Genomic DNA, 24,574 nt, shown 5'->3' on the forward strand with positions numbered 1-24,574 from the left:
GATCTACCGGCCGGGGTCACCCGGTTCGGGTTACCAGTTCTCGTCGATCGGCGTTGAGTTGGCCGGCATCCAGCGCAGCAGTGCGTCAAGACGCTCGTGCGGGTCGTCGTGCTGCAGCAGCTGCAAGCGCTGCGATTCCTCCAGCGGCAGCAGTTCGGCCAGCCGCCAGCCGACCCAGGCGGCCTGGTCCAGCAGCGCCGGATGCGCGGGCGCGAACGCGGTGCCGGCCTGTTCGATGATGTGGCCCAGCACGGTGGACAGCAGCGCATGTTCCGGGCGCAGTTCGTCGTCGTGGTCGGGCGTGCTCCATTCCACCTCGGCCATGATCAGGCCGTTGTCGCGCACCCGCACCTGGCGCACATGGAACCGGCGATGGCCGCGCAGGCGCAGCACCAGCACGCCGTCGTCGCCCATGTCGAAATCGTCGATGCGCGCTTCCACCCCGTGCGCGGCCGGGGTGGCCGGGGCCCCGACTTCATCACCGTCCAGGATCAGGCAGACCCCGAAGTGGGTGTTGTTGCGGCTGCACTCGCGCAGCATGTCCAGGTAGCGGCGCTCGAACACGCGCAGGCCCAGCGTGGCACCGGGCAGCAGCACCGCGTGCAGCGGGAACAGCGGCAGCGTGGCAACGGAATCGGTCATGGCCAACCGATCACCGCGCCTGCAGCTGGGCCAGGAAGCGGCGCGGCGCGCCGTCGAAGCCGCCATTGGACATGAACACCACATGGTCGCCCGGCTGCACGGTGGCACCCAGTCGTGCCAGCAGTGCGTCGGTATCGGGCACGGCGTGCGCGTCGCCGCGCACGGCGGCGATCACGCTGGCCGCATCCCAGGCCAGTTCCGGCCGGTGCAGGAACACCACCGCGTCGGCCAGCGCCAGCGAAGGGGCCAGCGCATCGGCGTGTGCGCCCAGCCGCATCGAGTTGCTGCGCGGCTCCATCGCGACCACGATGCGGCGCTGGCCGATCTTGGCGCGCAGGCCTTCCAGCGTGGTGCGGATGGCGGTGGGATGATGGGCGAAATCGTCGTAGACCGTGATGTCGTCGACCACGCCGATCACTTCCATGCGCCGCTTGACGCTGCGGAACTGCGCCAATGCCGGGATCACGGTGGCCGGCGCAACGCCTACCGCGTGCGCGGCGGCCAATGCGGCCAGGCCGTTGAGCACGTTGTGGCGGCCCAGCAGCGACCAGCGCACTTCGCCCAGCGCCACGCCACGGTGGTGCACGATGAAGGCGCTGCCGTCGGCATTGACCAGTTCGGCATGCCATTCCAACCCGGGATCGAAACCGAAGCGTTCCACCGGCGTCCAGCAGCCCATCGCCAGCACTTCGGCCAGGTAGGTGTCTTCGCCGTTGACGATCAGCCGTCCGCGCGCGGGCACGGTGCGCACCAGGTGGTGGAACTGGCGCTGGATCGCGGCCACGTCCGGGAAAATGTCGGCGTGGTCGTATTCGAGGTTGTTGAGGATGGCCACCAGCGGGCGGTAGTGCACGAACTTGCTGCGCTTGTCGAAGAACGCCGTGTCGTACTCGTCGGCCTCGACCACGAACTCGCGGCCCTGCCCCACCCGTGCGGACACGCCGAAATCCTCGGCCACGCCGCCGATCAGGAAGCCCGGCTCGCGGCCGGCGGCCTGCAGCAGCCAGGTCAGGATGGTGGTGGTAGTGGTCTTGCCATGGGTACCGGCCACGGCCAGCGTGTCGCGGCCCGGCAGCACCTGTTCGGACAGCCACTGCGCGCCGGAAATGTAGCGCTGCCCGGCATCCAGCACCGCTTCCACGGCCGGGTTGCCACGCGACAACGCGTTGCCGACCACGACTTCATCGCAATCGCGGGCCACGCTGTCGGCGCGATAGCCCGGGTCCAGGGCGATGCCCAGCTGTTCCAGCTGGGTGGACATCGGCGGATAGATCGCCTGGTCGCTGCCACGGACCGTATGGCCCAGTTCCCGCGCCAGGGCGGCCACGCCGCCCATGAAGGTGCCGGCAATTCCAAGAATGTGGATCGTGCTCATCACCCGATTGTCGCCCAAAGCCCACTCTGAAGGGGAGACGCAAAGCATCTGGGGGGTAGCCCCTGAGTCAGGGGGCGGCCGCGCAGCGGCCGGGGTATGGACGCAGACAATGGGGCCCACTGTTTGCAGAGCAGACTGTGGGACGACAGCGCGCGGCTTTACGCGTGCTGTCAGGGAATTCCCGATAGCGGTGTACTGTGAACACGTACACAATTCAGCGCGCCAGCCGCACTACCCCCGATGGTCCTACTCCCCAAGAGGCCGTCCCCAGGGGGGGCTCATGGTGTGGGGCCCTGAGCAGGCCCGATCGCTGGCGCTCTACACCGCACGCCCGGTTCCGATAGGACCGGGCGTGCGCGTGTAGGTTGTCAGCGCTTGAGCGCTGCCTGGATGCGCGCTTCCACGTCGGCAAGCTCGCCAACGCCATCAACGCGCGCCAGGGTGCCGCGGCCCGCATAGAAATCCACCACCGGCGCGGTCTGGTCGGTGTAGACCTGCAGGCGCTTGCGCACCGATTCGGGATTGTCATCGGCGCGGCCCTGTTCCTGGGCGCGGCCGGCAATGCGCTCGACCAGCAGTTCGCTCGGCACATCCAGCTGCACCACCGCGTCCAGCGGCTGGCCGATCTTGGCCAGCACGGCGTCCAGCGCGTTGGCCTGGGCCACGTTGCGCGGGTAACCGTCCAGGATGAAGCCATTGGCCACGTCTGCCTGGCCCAGGCGCGATTCCAGCATGCCCAGCAGGATGTCATCGGACACCAGGTTGCCGGCGTCCATCACGGCCTTGGCCTGCTTGCCCAGCTCGGTGCCGGCAGCCACTTCGGCGCGCAGCAGGTCACCGGTGGAAATGTGCGCAATGTTCAGGTGTTCCTTCAGGCGCGTCGCCTGCGTCCCCTTGCCCGAACCGGGCGGTCCCAACAGAACCAATCGCATCAACCTGACTCCAACTTGGTAAAAAACGGAAGGGCGCGCGCCCGGGATTGTCCACAATCACGCTGCACCGCAATACGCGCACTTTACCTCATACCGGTAATGTCCCTGCAATGTCCTTCCCCCCGACAAAGGTCCCACCATGTCCAAAGGTACCCTGCTGTACGCCCAGTCAGGCGGCGTCACCGCCGTCATCAATGCTACCGCCTCGGCGGTGATCAGCACCGCCAGGGCCAAGGGAATCAAGGTCTTGGCCGCGCGCAACGGCATCCTGGGCGCGCTGCGCGAGGAGCTGATCGACACCTCGAAGGAGTCGGCCGCGGCGATTGCGGCGCTGGCCCATACCCCCGGCGGCGCCTTCGGCTCCTGCCGCTACAAGCTCAAATCGCTTGAGGCCGACCGGGCCCGCTACGAGCGCCTGCTGGCGGTGCTGCGCGCCCACGACGTGCGCTGGTTCCTCTACAACGGCGGCAACGATTCGGCCGATACCGCGTGGAAGGTCTCCCAGCTGGCCAAGGCCTTCGATTACGACCTCACCTGCATCGGCGTGCCCAAGACCATCGACAACGACCTGGCGGTGACCGACACCTGCCCGGGCTTCGGTTCGGCGGCCAAGTACACCGCCGTGTCGGTGCGCGAGGCGGCGCTGGACGTGGCGGCCATGGCTGAAACCTCCACCAAGGTGTTCGTGTACGAGGCCATGGGCCGGCATGCCGGCTGGCTGGCGGCTGCGGCCGGGCTGGCCGGAAATGGACCGGACGAGGCTCCGCACATCATTCTGCTGCCCGAGCGCGCCTACGACGAAGCCGCGTTCCTGGCCAAGGTGAAGCAGGTGGTGGAACGCGTGGGCCACTGCGTGGTGGTGGCTTCCGAAGGCATCCAGACCGCCGATGGCCGGTTCGTGGCAGATGCCGGCGGCGGCAAGGATTCGTTCGGGCACACCCAGCTGGGCGGGGTGGCCTCGCAGTTGGCCGCGCGGGTCAAGGACACGCTGGGCTACAAGGTGCACTGGACCCTGCCCGACTACCTGCAGCGCTCGGCCCGGCACATTGCCTCGAAGACCGACTGGGAACAGGCGCAGGCGGTGGGCAAGGCGGCGGTGCAGTACGCGCTGAAGGGCCAGAACGCGGTGATGCCGGTGATCGTGCGCAGCAGCGACGCCCCGTACCGCTGGAAGATCGAGCCGGCGCCGCTGCACAAGGTGGCCAACCACGAGAAGAAGATGCCGGCCGGCTTCATCCGCCGCGATGGCTTCGGCATCACCGAAAAGGCCCGCGCGTACCTGTCGCCGCTGATCAAGGGCGAGGCACCGCTGCCCTACGGCACCGATGGACTGCCGAAATACGTGACCCTGAAGAATGTGGCGGTGAAGAAGAAGCTGCCAACATTTGAGGCGTAACGGGCCTGCGGACACTGTGCAGCCACGCAGTGCGTGGCTCTACGGGCGTTTTTGCTGCGCGCGTTACGGGCAGGCCTTGCCTTCCACGGTCATCTTCGCCGCGAACATCGGAATCTCCGCGATCTGGCCGGCAGCGGCCTGCTTCTTGGCGTCTTCCAGGTAGATGCGCGACTGGCCCTGGCCATCGAGCTGCAGCTTCTGTTCCACCGGCAGGCGCCAGACCCTCACTACTGCCTGCTGGGTGGGACAGGCCGCGCTGGGCACGCGGATCACGTCGTTGAGCTTCCAGCCTTTGGCTTCGCTGGGCTGCGCCTTGTCGAAGTCGACGAACTTCGCGCGTGGCTGGCACTGCTCGCTGGTGCGGGCGACCACGAACCGGTAGGGCTGCGCTGCGTCGCCGGTGAAGGTGCCTTCCAGGCGGGCGCAGGCTTCGGGGATCTGGCGCAGGGTGTGGGTGACGTTCACTGCCTGTGCTGCGCCGACCGGGCGCTGGCGTTCGGGGGTTTCGGCGGCAGTAGCCGCCAGGGCAGGAAGCAGGGCCAGCAGGATGAGGTGGCGGGGGGACATGCGGGAAGCCTCCGTTGGGGTGGAGTGAGGGTGGCTTGGGAGGGATGAACGGTGTGGCAAGGGGGCGCACGCGGGGCTGATGGGATTGCGCCAACCGCGGAGCCGACCAACGGTCGGCGCTACAGCCTCGTGCGCCTTGGATCAGGGCTTCGTTGGGCTGTTCGGCGCAAGCGCTGGGCAGGGGCGACGATTTCACTGCATACTCGGGGGCACCAGGGATTGCTGAACAAAGCCACACGCTTGATGACCGGGTACGGTCTGAACGGGTTGGTCCATCGTTGCAGCCCGTTGTGCCCCGCGTGGTGAGGTTCGTCCGTCAACTGGATGCCATCCATCACCCGGGAGGGGACATGCTGGAACGTTATGGGCTTTCTCTGGCGCTGTTCTGCGCCATTCTCGCGATTCTCTACGGCATCGTGTCGGCACGCTGGATCCTCCGGCAACCGGCGGGCAATGCCCGGATGCAGGAAATCGCCGCCGCCATCCAGGAAGGCGCGCGCGCCTACCTCAACCGCCAATACCTCACCATCGGCATCGCCGGCGCGGTGCTGTTCGTGCTGGTCGGCATCTTCCTCAGCTGGTACACCGCGATCGGGTTCGCGATCGGTGCGGTGCTGTCCGGTGCGGCCGGTTACATCGGCATGAACGTGTCGGTGCGGGCCAACGTACGCACCGCCGAAGCGGCACGCAATGGCCTCAGTGCCGCCATGGATGTGGCATTCCGTGGCGGTGCGATCACCGGCATGCTGGTGGTCGGGCTGGGCCTGCTCGGCGTGGCCGGGTATTACGCGCTGCTGCTGCGGATGGGGCTGGACACTGCCGCAGCGCTGCACGCGCTGGTTGGATTGGCCTTCGGCTCCTCGCTGATTTCGATCTTCGCCCGGCTGGGCGGCGGCATCTTCACCAAGGGTGCCGACGTGGGCGCGGACCTGGTCGGCAAGGTCGAAGCCGGCATTCCCGAGGACGACCCGCGCAACCCGGCGGTGATTGCCGACAACGTGGGCGACAACGTCGGCGACTGCGCCGGCATGGCCGCCGACCTGTTCGAAACCTACGCGGTGACGGTGATCGCCACCATGCTGCTGGGCAGCCTGATGATCGCCGAAGCCGGTCGCAACGCGATCCTGTATCCGCTGGTGCTGGGCGGGGTGTCGATCATCGCGTCGATCATCGGCGCGCTGTTCGTGAAGGTGAAGCCGGGCGGCTCGATCATGGGCGCGCTGTACAAGGGCGTGATCGTGTCGGGCGTGCTGGCCGCCATCGCCTTCTACCCGATCACCCTGCAGCTGATGCCGGACAACGCCCACGGGGCAACGAACCTGTACATCTGCGCGCTGATCGGGCTGGTGCTGACCGGGCTGATCGTGTGGATCACCGAGTACTACACCGGCACCCAGTACAAGCCGGTGCAGCATGTGGCACAGGCCTCCACCACCGGGCACGGCACCAACATCATCGCCGGCCTGGGCGTGTCGATGAAGTCCACCGCGCTGCCGGTGATCGCGGTATGCCTGGCGATCTGGCTGGCGCACCTGCACGGCGGCCTGTACGGCATCGCCATCGCGGCCACCGCGATGCTGTCGATGGCCGGCATGATCGTGGCGCTGGATGCGTACGGCCCGATCACCGACAACGCCGGCGGCATCGCCGAAATGGCCGAGCTGCCACCGGAAATCCGCAACATCACCGATCCGCTCGATGCGGTGGGCAACACCACCAAGGCAGTGACCAAGGGCTATGCGATCGGTTCGGCGGCATTGGCCGCGCTGGTGCTGTTCGCCGATTACACCCACAACCTGCAGGCCGCGCACCCGGGTGAAGTGTTCGCCTTCGACCTGTCCGACCACACGGTGATCATCGGCCTGCTGATCGGCGGGTTGATCCCCTACCTGTTCGGCGCGATGGCGATGGAAGCAGTGGGCCGCGCCGCCGGTGCGGTGGTGGAAGAAGTGCGCCGGCAGTTCCGCGAGATTCCCGGGATCATGGAAGGCACCGGCAAGCCGCAGTACGACCGCGCAGTGGACATGCTGACCCGCTCGGCGATCCGCGAAATGATCGTGCCTTCGCTGTTGCCGGTCGCGGTGCCGGTGGTGGTGGGCCTGCTGCTGGGGCCGCGCGCACTGGGCGGCCTGTTGATCGGCACCATCGTGACCGGCCTGTTCGTGGCGATCTCGATGACCACCGGCGGCGGTGCCTGGGACAACGCCAAGAAGTACATCGAAGACGGCCACTTCGGCGGCAAGGGCAGCGAGGCGCACAAGGCGGCAGTGACCGGCGATACCGTCGGCGATCCGTACAAGGACACCGCCGGCCCGGCGATCAACCCGCTGATCAAGATCATCAACATCGTGGCGCTGCTGCTGGTGCCGTTGCTGTAACGTCTATCGGGTCCCCGACCAAGGTCGGGGACCCCAGACCAGGCGACCACGGATATGATCCTGCGCACGCAACCCGCCGTGCGTGTCCCATGGGGTGTCGCCTGACCCGCACCATCACGGCAACGGCGTCGGCCGCGACAACACGTAGGCCGCGCTTGCGGCGAAGAACAGGCCGACGCCAAGCAACAACGGCCACGATGGCCTCGCGCCCCAGCAGAACATTGCAAACCCGAATGCCATGCCGCCGGCGGCAAATGCCTTGCCCTTGCGACTCACCGCGCCCTGCTCGCGCCAGGCGCGCAGCGACGGGCCGTAACGCGGATGCTCCAGCAGTTTGCGCTCGAAGCGCGGTGAGCTGCGCGCGAAACAACCTACCGCCAGGATCAGGAAGATGGTGGTGGGCATCACCGGCAACAGCGCGCCGATCACCCCCAGCGCCACCATCACCCAACCCAGGCAGAACCAGAGCCAGCGCATCAGCGCGACACGGCGCGCACGCCCCTGCTCATGCGAATTCCAGCTCCACGTGATCGTGCACGCTGCGGAACGCGGCATCGGCCGCATCGATCATCTGCTGCTCTTCGACGTCGGTGAGTACGACGCTGTCCAGCGCGGCGGTGAACTCGCGCCAGTGGCGTGCGGCACCATCGGGATGCGCGGCCAGGTGGCGTGCGCCGAAGTCCGCATCCAGGCCCAGCTGCGCGGCCATCTTGTACAGGATGGTGCCGCCCAGGTTGGAGCCTTCGGCCACGTACAACCAGCCCAATGCGGCAGCCAGTGGCAGGTCCGGGTCCAGCCGCAGCGGCACCGGGCCCGGCAGGGTCTGTTCCAGATCGCGCAGGTCGCGGGTGACCTGCGGCAGCCGCCGGCGTTCGGCCAGGTCGGGCAGCAGCGCATCCAGCGCGGCGTTGGCGTACAGGCCATCGATATCGCGGTGGAAGCGGTACTGGACCCGCAGGAAGCGCGCGAACCGCCCACGGTCGGCGAAGATCTCGCCGGCCATGATGCGCTTGTCCAGCGCGCCGTGGCTGTCTCGGGTGGCGGCCTTCAGGCGCTGGCTGCGGGTCGCTTCAAGGGTATCGGTGGCGTTCATGGCGTTCTGGCAGAAAGAAGGTGGCAGCGCCGGGCAAGGTCCGGCACAGGGATAAGACGCCTGTCGCGCAGACTACCCCAACCCGGATTGCCGGTGCTGCCCTCCCCCCCCCATTCCGGCGATGCCATCCTCACCTTGGGGTGTTGATAATGGAGCATTCTTTCGCCCACAAGGATTGCCATGATGGACACCACCGAATCGCGCATGACCAACCTGTTCGAGCAGTTGGGGTTGGACTCCAGCCCGGAGGCCATTGCGGCGTTCATCCGGGCGCACCAGCTGCCCGGCGACGTGACCTTGGCCGAAGCCACTTACTGGAGCGATGCGCAGCGTCAGTTCCTGCGTGAAGAGCTGAAGGAAGATGCGGATTGGGCGATCGTGGTGGATGAGTTGAACGAGGCGCTGCACGCGGATGCGACCGCCCGATAGCGTACCCGCGAGCCGGGCAGAGCCCGGCTCGCGGGTTTTCTCAATACCGCCAGGTGACCGCCAGGCGCATGATCCGGCCCGGGGCCGGCATGACACCCAGCGCCAGCGGGTCGAGGTAGTAGCGGTCGGTCAGGTTGTCCACGTTGAAGTCGACCGCCAGCTGCTCGCTGGCCTGCCAGCTGGCGAACACGTCCACGATGGTCGCCGGCTGGTACAGCTGCTGGATCGCCGACAGGCCCACGTTCCATTCCTTGTCCAGTTTGCTGATCGGACCGCTGTTGTGGATCACGCGGGTACCGAAGCTCAGCCGCTGGTCCAGCAGCCGTGACCCCAGCGTCAGGTTGACCGTGTAGCGCGGCGGATTCTGGGTGTTGCTGTAGGACCCCTCGAACCCACCGTCGACGCAGTCCGGCGTGTTGGCCAGTTCTTCGTTCTTTCGCTGCACGCCGTATGCGCGGCGCTCGGCGGCGATGTCCGGGGCGCAGGTCTTGGCTTCGAAGTAGTAGTGCGCCGACAGATCGGCGAACACCTTGCCGGCGTCATAGCTGGACTGGAACTCCAGGCCGGACACCTTGAAGCGGTCGATGTTGCGGATATAGCCGGCCGACAGCGTGCGGTAGTCGCGCGTGATCAGGTCGTCGATGCGGGTGTTGAAGTAGGCCAGCTTGAACGCGGCCTGGTCGCCTTCGGCAAACAGATCATGGCGCACGGTGCTGGCGCCCACTTCCCAGGTGCCCGCGCGCTCGGGCTTGAGTTCGCCGCCCACCGGCTTGGCCGCGGTGAACAGGCCCAGGGTGCTTTCGAACAGGCTGGGCAGCTTCACGCCTTCGGCGTACTTGAGGTAGACCAGGGTGTCTTCATCGGCGTGCCAGGTGACGCTGGCGGTGGGCATGAACGCGTTGTCGGTGCGGCGGATCGGCTGCGACCAGGTCCAACTGGTGGGCACCACCAGGTCTTCGGTGGCGGTGACATCGTGGAAGTTCCAGCCGGTGATGTCGGCCACTGTGCCCTTCTTGTACGGCGAAGCCAGCAGCGAGGCCTCGGTGAACTGGCCGTTCGCATCCGGGTACCAGTTGAGCATGGCGATCCGCTGCGCGCGCCAGGCCGGCAGCGCCGGGTTGCCGTTGAGCAGCTGGGTATAGCGGTACTGGCCGATCACTTCCTCGGTTTCCGGCGTGGCCAGGCGGTTGCGGTCGTGGATGCTGACGCGGTTGAAGCGGCCACCCACCAGGATGTCCCAGCGCTCGCCCGGCTGCCATTTCATCGAGGCCACCGCGCTGTATTCCCTGCGCGTGGCATTGCGCAGGAAGCGGTTGTTGACCAGGTCGTCGTGCATGATCGGCGCGCTGTCGCCCGGGCCCACGTCTTCATCGCTGAAGGACAGCCCGTAGTCGAAGGTGAACAGGCCGGCGCTGTCGGTAGTCATCACCGTGGTGTTGGACACGTCCAGGCCGAACCGCGTCTGGCTCATGTCGTTGCGATAGGCATCCTTGTAACCGGGGTCGGTGTTGAAGGTCGGGCCGTCATACCATTCGGTGCGGCGGTCGAAGTACCACGGGGTGATGCCGGTCAGGCCGTTGTACATCAGGCTGTCGGCCTGGGTGTACCAGAGGTTGGCCTTCAGGTCGACGATGTCGTTGCCCGGGTTGAAGCGGTAGCGCAGATTGTAGGCATCCAGGTCCACGCTGCCCGGCTCCCACTGCGGCACGCGGTCGCGGTCCACGCGGATGATCTGCGAGGCCATGATTTCGCCCTGGCGGCCGCTGTAGTGGCGGTAGCCGGCCTCCAGCGTCTGCACGTCATCGATCCGCCAGGTGCCCTTGAGCAGCACCGAGTTGGACTTGGACGAGGTGTTGAACACTTCGGTGTTGGGCGGGTTCAACGGTGCCAGGGTGCGCCGGGTCTGCGGGAAATCGTCGTAGCCGTGCTTGCCCGAGTAGTAGTTGCCGGTATCGCGCCAGGCGTAAGCCGCCACCAGGTCAAAACTTTCCCAGTGCTTGCCGCCGGCGATGTTGAAGAACTGCCCGCCGAGGCTGCTGCGGTCGGTACCGGGGGTGCCGTTGTAGGCGGGAAGGTCACGCGCGCTGCCGTTGGAGATGCCGCTGCGCACGCGCAGGCCGGCGTCCTGGCCGTCGCGCAGCACATCGCCGATGTTCAGCGTTTCCATTTCCACCACGCCGCCGATGCCGCCCGACGCATTGGCGCCCAGGCTGGGGCCCTTGGTCACGGTGAGGCTGGAAATCAGGTCCGGGTCGAGGTAAGTGCGCTGCGACTGGCCGGCATAGCCGCGGTAGGTGTCCATGGTGGACTGCCCGCCGTCGATGATCACCGGGATGCGGCTCTGGCCCTGGATGCCACGGATGTTGAGGTCCAACGCGTTGGCCGTGCGCGGATCGCCGGCGGTCACGCCGACCACGCCCTTGACGATGTCGGCGGTGGAGGTGCCACGGAAGCGCTCGAGGGTGGTCCGTGGCACATACACGCTCGACCCGCTGCTGCGGTACTGCTCAAGCGCACGCTCGGTGGTGCCTTCGGCGCTGGCCTGGTCACCGGCCACGCGCAGGGGCGCGGTGTGGATCACGCCATCCTCGCCCTGGCCGCGCGGCGCGCGTTCCAGGGTGACCGCGCCCGGCCCCAGCGCGCGCGGCGCCAGGCCGCTGCCCTGCAGCAGCCGCGCCAGTGCGGCCTGCGCGTCCAGCGCGCCGTATACCGCAGTGGAGGTGGCACCGTTGGCGAGTGCGGCCGGGTAGGCCACCTGCACACCGGACTGGCGCATGTAGCTGCGCAGCGCATCGGCCAGCGGTTGGGCGGGGATATCGAACGGGTGGGCGGCGGCCAGTGGAGCGGTGTCGCCGGACTGGGCCAGTACCGGCAACGCGGTGGCCGAGGCCAGGCCGGCAGCCAACAACGCGGTGCACAGGCGGGACGGGCGCAGCATCGGCGCCGGTCGGGAAATGGGAAGCATGTTGAAACCTGTTGAGAGGCGATGCCGCGAAAGCACGGCTTCCCCGCACGCGGTGCGGGCGCTGCGACGTACGTGGCGGCGGCGGGTACGTTCGGGGGTAAGACGTGCGGGGCGATCCCTTCCCCAAGGCGCATTCAGCGCGCGGGGGTGGCGCTCACGATCGCCACGCCCATCGGCAGGCGGGTGATGCGCAGCCCGGCCGACATCGCCAGCGCATCCAGCGCCTGCTCGGGCTGGTCTACGCGCAGTGCGGCGTTGACGGCGGGCAGCGACGACAGGTCGCCGCGCACGAACGTGGGGCCTTGGCGATAGCGCGCAATCTGCGCGACCGCATCGGCCACGCCGCTGACATCGAGCAGCAGCTCGCCGTCGCGCCATGCGGCAATGCGGTCGGGGGCCAGGTCGTCATGGCGCACCACCCGGCCGCCAGGCGCAAAGCCGGCGCGCTGGCCAGCCAGCAGGTAGGTCCAGCCGCCGTTGGGCGAGGCCGCGACGCGGACCTGGCCCTGCGAGACTTCCGCTTCCACTCCCTGCGGGGTGCTGGCCACCGCGAACGCCGTGGCGATGTCCTCCACCACACCGTCCTGTGCGGTCACCTGGAACGGCTGCGCGCGCCCGGGCGCAACTTCGAACCAGGCGCGCCCGCGCAGCAGGCGGATGCTGCGGCGCTGGTCGTCATAGTCCACGGCAATCGCCGAATCGGCATCGAGCACCGCGCGGCTGCCATCGGGCAGGGCGAGCGTGACCACTTCGTGGCTGCTGCGGTAATCGGCACGCAGGCGCAACCAGGCTTCGGGTGACACCCACACCAGCGCCAGCGCGGCGGCAGCGGCCAGCACCAGACGGGGAACGCGACGACGGCGGACATGCGGACGCTTCGCCGCCGCCGGCGGCTGCGCCACGGCCTGCCACAGCTGGCGCTCGTATTCGAACGCGCGGCGGTGCCCGGGCAGGCTGAGCCAGTGTTCGAAGGCCTGCATGCGCGGCGCGTCCACGGCGCCGGAGGCCAGCCACGTGATCCACGCCTGTGCCTGTTCGGCAAGCAGGTCGGGCGAGGTGGGCGCGGTCGGGTCGGTAGGCAGGTCGTGCGGGCTCATGGCTGGCAAGGGTGCGAAGGGCAGCGCCGATACCATCAAGACGTGTGGGAACGGCACTTCCCCAAGCCCCCGCGCCTCACCGCCCGCTGCGCGCCCATGCCAGCCGCTGCAGCGCAGCGCGTACATGGTTTTCCACGGTCGTGACCGACACGCCACGGCGCCGGGCAATCTCCGCCTGGGTCAGCCCCTGCAACCGGTTGAGGCGGAAGATCGTACGTGTCGGTTCGGGAAGGTGGTCGGCGGCGGCGAGCACGCGCTGCAGCTCGTCCTGGGCCATGGCCTGTTCTTCCGTGGACAGCACTTCATCCGGCCCCCACAGGTAGTGGTCGGCCAACAGCCGCATCTGGCGGCTGCGTTCCCGGCCCTGGTCGGTGGCCAGGTTGGTGGCCAGACGGTACAGATAGGCCCGCGGGTTGTCGATGGTCACCCCGGCATCCACCCCGCGCGCCTTGAACCAGATGGCCTGGATCACGTCTTCGGCACTGCCGTCGCTGCCCAGTATCCGCTGCACCCGACGCAGCAGCGCCGGGCGTTCGCGGATCAACAGGTCGGTCAGGGTGGATGCGTTGGAGGACATGCAGAGGGGGCCCGGGGCGGCGGCATATTACCCCTCAAATGAGAATGAGTCACGTTAAGCGCGCGGCCGGCGCACCGCCCGCACCTTGCCGCTGCGCCCGCCGCCGGCGTAGAACAGGCCCGCACCATCGGCCTCCAGCCCGCTGACATGCATGCCCTCGGGCATGCGCAGCTGCTCCAGCACCTGCCCACTGTGGGCATCCACGTGGCGGATGTCGCTGCGCTCGCCATCGTCGGTGCCATGCCACAGCTGGCCGTCGACCCAGGTCACGCCGGTGACGAAGCGGTCTGATTCGATCGTGCGCAGCACCTCGCCCGTGGCCGGATCCACCTGGTGGATGCGGCGTTCGCGGTATTGCCCCACCCACAGGCTGCCTTCGGCCCAGGCCATGCCCGAATCGGTGCCGCCGCCGGGCGCGGGAATCGAGGCCAGCACCTGGCCGGTCTGCAGGTCGATCCTGTCGATGCGCGCTTCGGCGATCTGGTACAGGTGGGTACCGTCGAACGCGGTGCCCGCATCGCAGGGCACGGCCAGCGTGCGTACCGGGGTGCCGCTGTCCGGGTCGAACGCAAGCAGCGCCGGGCCGGTGGCGGCCCAGACATGGCGGCCATCGAAGCTGACCCCGTGGATGCAGTCGGCGCCGTCAAAGGGACCATATTCGCGGGCCACCTCGGCGTCGTGCACGCGCGGGGCAGCGGCGGGGTTCAGCGTTCCAGCGTTCATTTCAGCATCTCCTGGCACATCGGAAGGGGTGCCTGGCCACCACCCTAGTCGCCCGGCAGCGCGGCCGGGAGTAACAAGATCGTCGTGAATCCGGACAGCGGCAAGGCCCACCAGCGCTGCGTGCGCCCGCGCCCGGTCGCGCGTGCCTGGCCGGTGCTTTCCAGTGCCGCCAACGCGCGCTGCACCGTGCGCTGGCTGGCGCCCAGCGCCAAGGCCAGTGCCGAACTGGACCAGGCCGCCCCATCGGCCAGCAATGCGGCAACGGCGCCCTGCTCGCCTTCGATCGGTGGCGCCAGCACCACCACAGCGATGCCGGGCGCGGCTATCAGCCGGTAGCCGTTGGCGGTCGCTTCCACCGACAGCAGTCCCTTCACCGCAGCGCGGACGCGCCCCATTTCCACCCGGAGCCGCGCGCGGTGGCTGTCGTCGCCATTACGAGTGCGGAACACCTCGGCAATCAACACGTCGCGGTCTACATCCCCCGGCCACGCCTGGCCGACGGCACGCAGCAGCGCAAACAGCAGCGGCCGGCGCGCCAGTGACCGCCAGCGCCCTCCCAGCCACACGCCGCGCCGGCAGCCATCCACCACACAGGCCGTTGAGGCCAGCAGGTCCTGCACGGCCTGGAGATCCAGCAGGCGGTCAGCGGCCTCCCGGGCCACCCGGCGTGCCGCCGGCTGGGCCAGATGGCGGCGGGCCTGCACGACCTCTGCGTGCAGGGCGCCGATGCCCGACGCCTGCGCGGCGGCCGCAGCCGCCTCCAGCGCCGCCGTCGCCTGCGACACCCGCAACGCGCGCGCCGCCAAGGCCGCTTCGGCCAGCCCGGCCATGGCGGCCAGGGCGGGCGTCAGCGCCCTGCCCTGCACCTTCGCCAAGGCCGATTCGGCCTCCTGCCGACGCCCGAGCAACAGCCAGCGGCGGGCCAGGATCAACCAGGCCTGCAGCGCATTGTGCGGATCGCCGCGCTCCTCCAACGCATGGGCGGCGGCTAGCAGCGGCGCGGGGGTACCGGCAAGATCCCGCAGCGCCAGCCCCACTTCCGCCTCCGCCACCACACAGCGCGCCCGGGCCAGCACCTCATCGGCGCCAAAGCCGCGGTGGGCCAGCCGCAGCAGTTCCCGGGCCCGCTGCAGCTCGCCCAGCTGGGCCATGGCCACGCCGCGCAGCGCCAGTGCCGGCGGGTCGCTGCGCAGGGCCACATGGCCCAGTGCGGTCAGTACGTCGCCAGCGGCAAGGGCACGTGCGGCGGCGGCGAGCAGGGAGTCCATGCGAGCAGGCTAGCGCAGGCAGTCTCCCAGTGCCTCGAACACGGTTTTTCCCGTGGCGGGCAGCCGCTGGAACAACGGCTGCGGTCCGTCCAGTGCCGCCAGCAATGCCGCCACGGTGGTGCCGCCGCCGGTCGGGAAGTGGCACAGCCAGGTGGGCTGCTGCCGCTGCAGGGCGCCGGTCGCCGGGTCCACCTGCAGCTCGCTTGCAGCGAAGGCCCAGCCGCAGACATTGACCCTGCCCGTGGCCCGTTCGACCGAGCAGCGCAGTTTCAGCGGCTGGTAATCGGTGTACTCGCCTTCGCAGAAGGTATCGGGGCAGACATCGTCGAAGCCGGCTTCAAGACGATGGCGCAGGTCGCGGAAGGCGGACCAGTTCGCCTGCGGCGTGGGGTAATCGACCAGATCGACGTGCAGGGGCGCAGCGGGCGGCGGGCTGGCGGCGGCCGGGCCGGCAACGGCCAGCGCCAGCAGGATCAACGCGGCCAAGGCGTTGCAGGGGTGGCGGGAAGGCAGTGGAAGGGTCATGGGCGTGCTCCGTGAAGGGACCTCCACCGTGCGCCTGCCCAGGTCCGGGCGGGATCAGCCGGGTGCGCTGGTTGCGGTCGGCGATCGCCACTGCGGCGGGTCGGATAGTCCCCACCCTGCACGTTGGCCGGCAAAGGCATAAAATGGGAGGTCTTATCGCGCCATCCCCCCTCTCGGAGCACACCATGGGTCTGGAACTCGTCTCGCCCGGCAAGAACCCGCCGGAAGAAATCAACGTCATCATCGAGATCCCGAAGGACTCGGAGCCGGTCAAGTACGAAGTGGACAAGGAAACCGGCGCGATCTTCGTCGACCGCATCCTCTCCACCCCGATGCGCTACCCCTGCAACTACGGCTACGTGCCGAGCACCCTGTGCGGCGACGGCGATCCGGCCGACGTGCTGGTCGTGCTGCCGCTGCCGCTGGTCCCGGGTTCGGTGGTGCGCTGCCGTCCGGTGGGCGTGCTGAAGATGAGCGACGAAGCCGGCGGCGACGAGAAGATCCTGGCGGTGCCGATCTCCAAGGTGTTCAGCGGCTACGCGCACGTGGAAGACATCGAGCAGGTGTCCAAGCACTGGCTGGAGCGCATCGGCCACTTCTTCGAGCACTACAAGGACCTGGAGAAGGGCAAGTGGGTCAAGCTGGATGGCTGGGGCGGCGCCGCCGAAGCCAAGCAGATCCTGGTTGAAGCGCACCAGCGCTACCTGTCCAGCAACAGCTGAGGCTGAAAGACCCTGCTCCGGCGCTGGTCGCCGGAGCGATGGGCATCACGTTTTTACAATGCGGCACATCACTGTTTGCGCCGGATTGGGTACATTGCGACTTCTACACCGTCCACGGTGGGGTTCACCGTGGTCACCCAGGGGATTGTGTCGTGCGTATTCTGCTAGTTGGGGACGAAGCCAGCCTGTCGGCTGAGCTGATGGATTTCATTGCCGATCTTGGGGAAGAGTGGCAGCCCTTGCGGGCACCCGATGGCCAGACGGCCATGAACATGGTGGCGTCCACGCCGGTGGATGCGGTGATCGCCTGCCCCTCCCTGCCCGATCTCAACGCCACCACGCTGCTGGGCCAGATCCGGACGCTGCGTCCGGAGACGATCCGCATCGCGCTGGTCGATGCGGCCCAGGGCAACCGCCCGCCGCCGGCACGCCTGATCGGCGTTGCCCACCGTTTCCTGCCGCTGCCGCTGGCACCGGAAGTGCTGCTTGAAGCGCTCACCAGCCTGGAAGAGCTGCGCGAGCTGCTCGACAGCGCGCGCCTGCGCAGCGCCATCGGCCGCATCGAGAAGCTGCCCTCGCCGCCGCACCTGTACCTGAGCCTGACCCAGGCGCTGGAGCACGACGACGACACCGACACGGCAGATGTCTCCAAGCTGGTGTCGGCCGATCCGGCGATCGCGGCCAAGGTGCTGCAGCTGTCCAACTCGGCCTTCTTCAACAGCGGCCGCACCATTTCCGACCTACGCACCGCCGTGACCCGCCTGGGCCTGTCGACCCTGCGCGACCTGGTGCTGGCCAGCGAGGTGTTCTCGGCTTCGCCGCTGTCCAGCGGTGAACGCAACGCGCTGCAGCAGCGCGCGCTGCTCGCTTCGCGACTGGCCGCCAAGCTCCTGCCCGATTCCAGTGCCGAACTGGGCGCGACCGCCGCACTGTTGGCCGATATCGGCCTGCTGCTGCCCGGCGTGCGCAACGAGCGCAATGAGCCGGCCGACGACGCCGACCCGCGCCCGGGCCACAGCGAAGCCGGTGCCTACCTGCTGGGGCTGTGGGGCCTGCCGATGCCGATCATCGAGGCGGTGGCCTTCCACCTGCAGCCGCAGCGTTCCAACACGCGCAGCTTCTGGGTGACCGGTGCGGTGCACGTGGCGCTGGCGCTGGTCAACGGCGACCCGGTGGACGAGGACTACCTGCAGCGCGCGGGCGTGCTGGCCAAGCTGCCGCAGTGGCGGGACCATGCCAATGGGTTGATGGGGTTGGCTACGGCCGACGCTTGATGCTTCAAGCGTAGATCAACGGCCGGCCAACGGCCGGCGCTACCCAAAGCCGACCTTTGAAGGTCGGCTTTTTTCTTTGCCCTGCGGGCAAAGAAAGAGGGCGGCCCTTGCGGGCCGCCCTCCTTTTATTGCACCAGTGGTTCGATGGATCAGAACTTCTGGGTGTACTTCATGTACAGGAAGCGGCCGATATCGAAACCGCCGTAGTAGGCGAAGCTCGAGTTCGGTGCCGAGTACATCAGCGGACCCTTGTGGTCGAACACGTTGTTCGCGCCCAGGGCGATGGTGGCATCCCACGGTGCCTTCCAGCTGACCTGCAGGTCGTGGAAGGTGTTGGAACCGGTCTTGCGCAGCGGAGCCGCTTCGCCATTGGCGATGCGATCCGGGTCGGTGCAGCCGATGGCGATGCAGTCTTCGTTCATGCCCGAGTAGTAGCGAGCGGTGTAGTTCACACCGAAGTCGCCAAGCGCCCAGTTGACGGCCAGGTTCGAACGCACGCGGAACAGGGCATCCTGTGCCACGCGGCCGATCATGATGTTGTCACCCGCAGCGTTCTGTGCCGACTCGTCGTACTTGGCCAGGTAGCTGGTCTGCCAGTCGATGTTGAACTGACCAATGCCCAGTTCCGGCAGACGGTACTTGACGCCCAGGTCATAACCTTCGGTTTCCATGGAGCCGAGGTTGGCGGTGCCGTAGGTCAGCGCGCTGATGTGGCCGTCAGCCGCACGCACGATGCCGTCGCAACGCGACGAATCGCCCAGCACGTAGCAGTCACGCAGGATGCGATCAACGCTGTCAGCGATGATCATGTCCTTGATCTCGTAACGGTACCAATCCAGCGAGACGTCCAGGCCCTGCACCCAACGCGGGCTCCAGACCAGACCGACGGTCTTGCTCTTGGAGGTTTCCGGCGACAGGTTCGGGTTGGCACCGGAGATGAACTGGTCACCGGACTGGCACGGCAGGGTGCCGCACACTTCACCGGCCTGGCCCAGCTGCACGTAGTTGGCCGGAACGCCAGCCGCCGAGCACGGGCCGTTGCCGGCAACGCTGCCCGGTGCGGTGGTGCCGCACGGATCGATGTAACGCTCGAAGCTGGAGCTCAGGCCGCCGTACAGATCGGCGATGGTCGGAGCGCGGAAGCCCTCGGCGTAGGTGCCGCGGACCAGCAGCTCGTCCATCGGACGCCAGGTCAGACCGAACTTGCTGTTGGTGGTGCCACCGAAGTTGCTGTAGTCCGAATAACGGCTGGCAACGTTCAGGGTCAGTTCCTTGGCGAACGCCATGTCGGCCAGGATCGGCACGTTCAGTTCGAGGTAGACCTCGTTCAGATCGTACTCACCCTGGGTCGGCTTCTGGCCCAGGCCGGTGGACATGCCCGACTGTGCGAAGGCGTCCGGCACGTAGCTGCCTTCTTCCTTGCGGTGCTCCACGCCCACGGCGAAGCCGAGGTCGCCGGCCGGCAGGGCCACGATGGAACCCGACAGGTTGGCGGTGAAGCTGGTGGTCTTGGTCACACCACGGGTGGTGTAGGTCGGGAACAGGAAGTCCTGCAGGTCCTGGTCAGCCAGCGAACCCTGGCCTGCAACGCCGTACGGCAGCAGCGGGTTCCACGGACGGCAGTCACCCAGCGCGATCGGGTTGGCAGCGGTACCGCACTGTGCCACGCCCTGCGCGTTGATGAAGGACGCACCCAGCGCCTGCTGGGAACCGATCAGGCTCATGTCGCCGCGCTGGGTCTTGATCGACTCATTGCGGTTCCACAGCGCGCCGACGTCCCAATCGAAGGACTTGCCGGCCAGCTCGAAGTAGCCGCTGATGGTCGGCGCGAAGCGCAGGGTCTTCAGCTGGCTGTCGGTGGTACGCGGCACTTCCCACAGGCGGCGACGGAAGTCGACGTCCTGGCCGCCGACGCCATTGACGGCGGTCGGGTTGAAGGCGCTGTCGGCCGACAGCGGGGTTTCGAACGAGGTCGACTGGTACGGGTAACCGGCGATCTGCTGGAACGTGTTGCGCTCGTTGTAGAGCACATCGGTGTTCAGGCTGATGGTGTCGGTGAAGTCGTAGGTGCCGTTGATGTACAGCGACTTGCGCTCAACGCCGGTCAGCAGGCTCATCTGCTCGTTGGAGTTGGCGTACTCGGCACCGGTGATCTGGTGGTAGTCGTTCGGGTTGTTCGGGTTGCCACCCGGGTTCAGGGTCTTCCACACCGCCGTGTCGGTATCGGTGCAGTCCACCTGCGTCGGGTTGCACCAGCTGCCATTCTGGCTGACGGCGCTCCAGTCAGCGGTGGTGGAGTTCGGGCCCTTGCCGCCATCGCGGCTGTACCAGCGGTCCTTGGCCCACACCGGATCCTGCTTGGCGTATTCGGCCGACAGGGTCAGGCTGCCACGCTCGCCGGTCGCACCGAGGGTCATCGAGTACTGCTGGTTGTCGCCGTCGCCCTTGTCGTACTGACCGAAGTAGACGTTGACTTCACCACCGTCGACGTTCTTGCGGGTGATCACGTTGACCACGCCGGCAATGGCGTCCGAACCGTAGATCGAGGAGGCGCCGTCCTTCAGGACTTCAATGCGCTCAACGGCCGACATCGGAATCTGGCTCAGGTCCTGCAGACCCGAGGTGGTGGCGCCGAGGCGCTTGCCGTTCATCAGCACCAGGGTGCGCTGGGCGCCCAGGTTGCGGATGTCGACATAGGCACCGCCCACGTCTTCGCCCGAGGACAGCGAATCCGAACGCGAGATGGCCGGCGAACCGGCCGAGGTCAGGTTGTTCAGCACGTCGGCGACGCTCGAGAAGCCCTGCTTTTCCAGGGATTCGCGGGTCATCGTCAGGATCGGCTGCTGGGTCTCCATGTTGGCACCGCGAATACGCGAGCCGGTGACCGAGATGCGATCCAGGTCAGTGGTGCCGGAGGCTGCTTCCTGTGCCGAAGCGAAGCTCGGCACGAGCGCCAGCGCAATGCCGGCCGGCAGAAGGCCCAGCCGCACTGCGGGAGTACGAAAATTCATCAATCTCTCCAAGGTACGTTAGTAGCGTGTTAAACCGCCTCGGAAAGTTACGATTGCGTTACCGTTAATTATTTGCGCGATGCCACCGGACTCTTTGCCGACTTTGGCGAAAGCGATCCACCGGTCTGCCGGAAGCCCGATGCCGACTGGCCATAACGGGCGCGGAACGCACGCGCGAAGCTGCAGCAGTTGTCGAAGCCGCTGGCGGCGGCCACTTCGCCGATCATCATGTCGGTGTCGCGCAGCAGGTCTGCGGCGCGCTCCAGGCGCAGGCGCGCCGACAGCGACTGCGGGCTCTCTTCGTAAAGGCTCTGGAACGTCTTGGACAGGTACCAGCTGGAGAAGTTGGTCAACTCGGCCAGTTCGCCGATGCGCACCACCCGGTGGCTGTTGCCTTCCAGGTACAGGCGCGCACGCTGCATGCGGCCGAACACCTGGCGCTTGCGGATGCGCGAGCGGCCCGGGCAGCGCTGCACGCCGGTGGCCATGCCACGCTGCATCGAGGCCAGGTGCAGCAGCACCGGGCGCAGGGCCTGCGCGGGCTGGCCACTGGCCAGCGCATCGCGCCACAGGCGCAGCGCCACCCGCACTTCACTGCGGCTCATGCTGCCGCGGCCGGCGTACAAGCTGCAGTCGGCCAGCTCGCCCAGCGCGCGCAGGGCTTCCGGGGCCAGGCTCAGGCCGATGCACAGGCCATCGCGGCCGGCCTGGATCATCGGCTTGGATTCCTTCTCGAACGCAATCCACTCGCGCTGGCGCAGGCGGAAGCGGCCTTCCTTGGATTCGACCCACGCGCTGCCGCGCAGCTGCATCCACACGGTGAAGGTGGTGCCAGCCGTCTGCAGGCTGCCCAGCCGGGCCACGCCCAGGCAGGTGGGCAGCGGACCGTCGTCGACGATCTTGTCCAGGGAGAGCGATTGGCCGCGATCGGCGAGGGAAAGCTGACGCATGACGTACACCGGGGTTTGCCGTTACGGGGCAACCGTTTTGCCAAGTCAGGCGGTCTGCGTCAGGACGTTTCGACGAGATTGATCCGAATTCGCCACGACGCCCCCACGAAAGAAGTACGAAGACTACTTTCCTTTCCAGAACAACAGGTTGGGCACCGACGAGAACACGGGTCGGGGCGGCTCGGGCAGCGTCATCACCCCGATGTCGGCGCCGTCTGCGACCGCCAGGGCCAGGTACAGGGCGCTGCCATCGGGCTGCGCGCTGAAGCCGTTGCCGGCGCTGAGCCGATCGGCGTCCAGGCAGTACTCCGCCCCCTGCGACGGGCTGTTGATCCGTGCGAACACGGTGGAGCAGTCGGCCCGGCTGGACAGGTAATCCAGGCTGCCATCGCGGGCCACCGCCCAGGTGCGGTAGCGCCAGCGCGAAGGCCGATCCTCGCTGACCTGCTGGATGCTGGCCGGATCCAGGCGCAGATCGGCCGACCACAGGCCGCCCGCCGCCAACCGGGTGAACAGCACGCGCTGGTGGGCCGCATCCAGCCGCGCCTGGGACACCCCATCGACGTGGCCCAGCAGTTTCCACGGCGTGGTGCGCCGATCGAACAGCGACAGGCGCATGCGTTCGTCGTCGTCGCGCTCCACGACCAGCACGTGGTCGTTGTCGCCGGCGTACAAGGCCTGCAGGGGCTGCGCCACCGGCACCGGCAGCGCCACGATCTGCTCGTCGCGCGGTGAAACCTCGTAGATCACCGGCCGCGCCTGGGCATCACGGCCCGATACCAGCAGATGGGTGCTGTCAGGCGACCAGTCGGCGGATTGCCGGGTTTCAGGACGCAGGCCTTCCACCGGCCGCAGCGATTCGGGGCGCGACAGGTCCGCCCACCACAAGCCGTAGTTGCCGGAACGATCGGAGGTAAACACCAGCTGCCGGCCATCGGGCGCCAGCATCGGCTGGCCATCGCGACCGTTGGAAGGGAACAGGCGTTCGGGCGTGCCGGGACGGCCGTCCTTCACCGGCACGCGGAACAGGCCGAACTGCGCCTTGCGGTGCACGAAGGCCAGCATGTTGTTGCTGCGCGACAACGCCGGCGACTGCGCGTCGTCCAGGCCCACATCGCGCAGCGTGCGCGTTTCGGTATCCAGTTCGTACAGGCGTGCTTCGCTGTCCACGCGGCGCCCGAACACGATGTGCCGGCTGTCGCCCCGCCAGGCCCAGCCACGGATTTCGGCCGAATCGTTGGTCAGCTGTTCGGGCACGCCGCCGCTGGCCGGGAGGCGCCAGAGGTCGCCGATCTGCGGGTTGCGCACGAACACGATCCAGCGGCCGTCCGGCGAGAAACGCGGGGCGTAGTCGAAGCTGTCGTCGGCAACCTGGTAGTCCACCGGGGTCCATGCACCGCTGGCGATGTCCAGCACGCGGATGCCGCGATAGGCATGGCGGCCGGACAGCGAGCCGAACACCAGGCCACGCCCGTTGGGCGTCCAGTCGAAGCTGAGCAGCTCGGTGCCGTCGCAGCGCGTGACATGGCGGATCGCACCACCGGTCGCACTGGCGATCAGCACCTCGCAGCTGCCCTCCGGCCCGAACCGCGCAAATGCGATATCGCGGCCGTTCGGCGACCAGTTCGGGAAACGGTCGGAATGGCCCGCAGGCGTATCGGTCAGCAGCCGCGCGGGCGCGTTGCCGGAGGTCTGCACCTTGATCGCACTGCCGTCGCCAGTTGCATCGTCGGCCTCGTAAGCCACCTGCGATCCATCCGGCGATACGGTCGGGTAGGTCTCGAAGCCGGCCGTGGCGGTAATCAAACGATACGGGCGCTGCGGGCTGCCGACCACGCGGCTGCCGTCTTCCAGCACGCCACTGCCTTCAGGCCCGCGCGGCGGGCGCTGCAGCAGCAGTGCGGCCATCACCAGCAGGGCGATGAACATGCCCAGGCCGATGGCCAGGAACACATAGCGCCGGTTGCGCCGCCAGCGGCTGCGTGGGCGCGGCGCAGGGGTTGCCGCGGCGAACACGGCGGCCAGCGCATCGCGTTCGTCTTCATTGGGCGCGGCATCGACGTCCGGGCCGGGCTCGACCAGCACCGACACCGGCTGCAGCAGCCGGTAGCCTGTCTTGGCGATGGTTTCGATATAGGCGGTGCCGCCGTCGTCGTCGCGGGAGAACGCCTTGCGCAGCTGGGTGATGGCCTGGGTCAGCACATCGTTGGTGGGCAGCGTGTCCGGCCAGACCTCGGCGAACAGTTCCTCGCGGGTCACCACCGCACCGGGCACGCGCATGAGCACCTTGAGCACACCCAGCGCCTTGGGCGTGAGCCGGCGCGGACGACGCGCGCCCTCCACCACCACCTCACGCGACGACAGCGTAATGGTGCAATCGCCGATCCTCAGGCGGTCGGCAGCGGGTGTCTCACTATCCAGGCTGATCATTCCGGCGCTACGTAATACAACTGAACAACAGGAACGCAGCATTCATCGAATCAACCACAGATCGAACGAACCGCCAGATTCCGCACACGTCATCAGTGCAAAGGGCAAAGACACTGAAGCGCGCGAATACTAGCCTATGCCGGTTAACTGCGCCTGTGCGCGCAGAGGACATCAGGCCTCTCTCGCCGACGAATCCACATAAATTGCTTCAACATTCGCG

At 67.7% G+C, this 24,574-nt stretch carries 20 protein-coding genes; 5 read left to right on the forward strand and 15 right to left on the reverse strand.

What is annotated here, in order from left to right; genetic code table 11:
• Window positions 1-30: 30 nt before the first annotated feature.
• From BAY15_RS15560 to BAY15_RS15570, 3 genes are all read right to left on the reverse strand, one after another.
• A complete protein-coding gene (locus BAY15_RS15560) occupies window positions 31-642 on the reverse strand; it encodes an LON peptidase substrate-binding domain-containing protein (RefSeq protein ID WP_068853912.1) in 612 nt (203 codons plus the stop codon).
• A 10-nt stretch (window positions 643-652) separates the two neighbouring features.
• Window positions 653-2,017, reverse strand: coding sequence for a UDP-N-acetylmuramate:L-alanyl-gamma-D-glutamyl-meso-diaminopimelate ligase (gene mpl, locus BAY15_RS15565; RefSeq protein ID WP_068854769.1), 1,365 nt, complete (start codon window positions 2,015-2,017; stop codon window positions 653-655).
• Between the two features lie 368 nt (window positions 2,018-2,385).
• The gene (locus BAY15_RS15570) at window positions 2,386-2,949 is read right to left on the reverse strand and encodes an adenylate kinase (RefSeq protein ID WP_068853913.1); all 564 of its coding nucleotides are present in this window, start codon (window positions 2,947-2,949) and stop codon (window positions 2,386-2,388) included.
• Between the two features lie 139 nt (window positions 2,950-3,088).
• Here BAY15_RS15570 and BAY15_RS15575 point away from each other — a divergent pair, with 139 nt between their 5' ends.
• Complete coding sequence (locus BAY15_RS15575) at window positions 3,089-4,345, forward strand: 6-phosphofructokinase (protein ID WP_068853914.1); 1,257 nt, start codon at window positions 3,089-3,091, stop codon at window positions 4,343-4,345.
• 63 nt (window positions 4,346-4,408) lie between these two features.
• Here the strand turns inward: BAY15_RS15575 and BAY15_RS15580 are convergent, their stop codons facing one another.
• Window positions 4,409-4,912, reverse strand: a complete 504-nt coding sequence (locus tag BAY15_RS15580) for a hypothetical protein (protein ID WP_068853915.1) — start codon at window positions 4,910-4,912, stop codon at window positions 4,409-4,411.
• Between the two features lie 350 nt (window positions 4,913-5,262).
• Here BAY15_RS15580 and BAY15_RS15585 point away from each other — a divergent pair, with 350 nt between their 5' ends.
• Window positions 5,263-7,290, forward strand: a complete 2,028-nt coding sequence (locus BAY15_RS15585; RefSeq protein WP_068853916.1) for a sodium-translocating pyrophosphatase — start codon at window positions 5,263-5,265, stop codon at window positions 7,288-7,290.
• Between the two features lie 114 nt (window positions 7,291-7,404).
• On the opposite strand, the gene BAY15_RS15590 is transcribed toward BAY15_RS15585, so the two are convergent.
• Window positions 7,405-7,767: a YbaN family protein gene (locus BAY15_RS15590; RefSeq protein ID WP_068853917.1), complete on the reverse strand. Its 363-nt coding sequence runs from the start codon at window positions 7,765-7,767 to the stop codon at window positions 7,405-7,407.
• A 28-nt stretch (window positions 7,768-7,795) separates the two neighbouring features.
• Window positions 7,796-8,383 (reverse strand): biliverdin-producing heme oxygenase, encoded by a 588-nt coding sequence (locus BAY15_RS15595; protein ID WP_068853918.1) that lies wholly within the window; start codon window positions 8,381-8,383, stop codon window positions 7,796-7,798.
• Window positions 8,384-8,566: 183 nt separating this feature from the next.
• Between BAY15_RS15595 and BAY15_RS15600 the strand changes: the two genes are divergently transcribed.
• Window positions 8,567-8,812, forward strand: a complete 246-nt coding sequence (locus BAY15_RS15600) for a DUF2789 domain-containing protein (RefSeq protein WP_068854771.1) — start codon at window positions 8,567-8,569, stop codon at window positions 8,810-8,812.
• 40 nt (window positions 8,813-8,852) lie between these two features.
• Here BAY15_RS15600 and BAY15_RS15605 read toward each other — a convergent pair whose 3' ends face one another.
• The 6 genes from BAY15_RS15605 to BAY15_RS15630 all read right to left on the reverse strand — a co-directional run bounded on the left by BAY15_RS15605 (window position 8,853) and on the right by BAY15_RS15630 (window position 15,967).
• Window positions 8,853-11,777, reverse strand: coding sequence for a TonB-dependent receptor (locus BAY15_RS15605; protein ID WP_068853919.1), 2,925 nt, complete (start codon window positions 11,775-11,777; stop codon window positions 8,853-8,855).
• A gap of 134 nt (window positions 11,778-11,911) precedes the next feature.
• Entirely contained in the window at window positions 11,912-12,874 is a 963-nt protein-coding gene (locus BAY15_RS15610) for a FecR family protein (protein ID WP_068853920.1), read from the reverse strand.
• 76 nt (window positions 12,875-12,950) lie between these two features.
• The gene (locus tag BAY15_RS15615) at window positions 12,951-13,451 is read right to left on the reverse strand and encodes an RNA polymerase sigma factor (RefSeq protein ID WP_068853921.1); all 501 of its coding nucleotides are present in this window, start codon (window positions 13,449-13,451) and stop codon (window positions 12,951-12,953) included.
• 54 nt (window positions 13,452-13,505) lie between these two features.
• Complete coding sequence (locus BAY15_RS15620; RefSeq protein ID WP_068853922.1) at window positions 13,506-14,174, reverse strand: DUF5074 domain-containing protein; 669 nt, start codon at window positions 14,172-14,174, stop codon at window positions 13,506-13,508.
• Window positions 14,175-14,218: 44 nt separating this feature from the next.
• Window positions 14,219-15,442, reverse strand: coding sequence for a DNA-binding protein (locus tag BAY15_RS15625; RefSeq protein ID WP_068853923.1), 1,224 nt, complete (start codon window positions 15,440-15,442; stop codon window positions 14,219-14,221).
• A gap of 9 nt (window positions 15,443-15,451) precedes the next feature.
• Entirely contained in the window at window positions 15,452-15,967 is a 516-nt protein-coding gene (locus tag BAY15_RS15630; protein ID WP_068853924.1) for a hypothetical protein, read from the reverse strand.
• Between the two features lie 185 nt (window positions 15,968-16,152).
• Here BAY15_RS15630 and ppa point away from each other — a divergent pair, with 185 nt between their 5' ends.
• Both ppa and BAY15_RS15640 read left to right on the forward strand, forming a co-directional pair.
• Window positions 16,153-16,689, forward strand: coding sequence for an inorganic diphosphatase (gene ppa / locus BAY15_RS15635; protein ID WP_068853925.1), 537 nt, complete (start codon window positions 16,153-16,155; stop codon window positions 16,687-16,689).
• 152 nt (window positions 16,690-16,841) lie between these two features.
• Complete coding sequence (locus tag BAY15_RS15640) at window positions 16,842-17,963, forward strand: HDOD domain-containing protein (protein ID WP_068853926.1); 1,122 nt, start codon at window positions 16,842-16,844, stop codon at window positions 17,961-17,963.
• A 149-nt stretch (window positions 17,964-18,112) separates the two neighbouring features.
• Here BAY15_RS15640 and BAY15_RS15645 read toward each other — a convergent pair whose 3' ends face one another.
• From BAY15_RS15645 to BAY15_RS15655, 3 genes are all read right to left on the reverse strand, one after another.
• Complete coding sequence (locus tag BAY15_RS15645) at window positions 18,113-20,974, reverse strand: TonB-dependent receptor (protein ID WP_068853927.1); 2,862 nt, start codon at window positions 20,972-20,974, stop codon at window positions 18,113-18,115.
• 68 nt (window positions 20,975-21,042) lie between these two features.
• Window positions 21,043-21,924: a helix-turn-helix transcriptional regulator gene (locus tag BAY15_RS15650; RefSeq protein ID WP_068853928.1), complete on the reverse strand. Its 882-nt coding sequence runs from the start codon at window positions 21,922-21,924 to the stop codon at window positions 21,043-21,045.
• Window positions 21,925-22,047: 123 nt separating this feature from the next.
• Entirely contained in the window at window positions 22,048-24,354 is a 2,307-nt protein-coding gene (locus tag BAY15_RS15655; RefSeq protein WP_068853929.1) for a winged helix-turn-helix domain-containing protein, read from the reverse strand.
• Window positions 24,355-24,574 lie beyond the last annotated feature (220 nt).

Source organism: Stenotrophomonas rhizophila, assembly GCF_001704155.1.
Taxonomy (GTDB): domain Bacteria; phylum Pseudomonadota; class Gammaproteobacteria; order Xanthomonadales; family Xanthomonadaceae; genus Stenotrophomonas; species Stenotrophomonas rhizophila_A.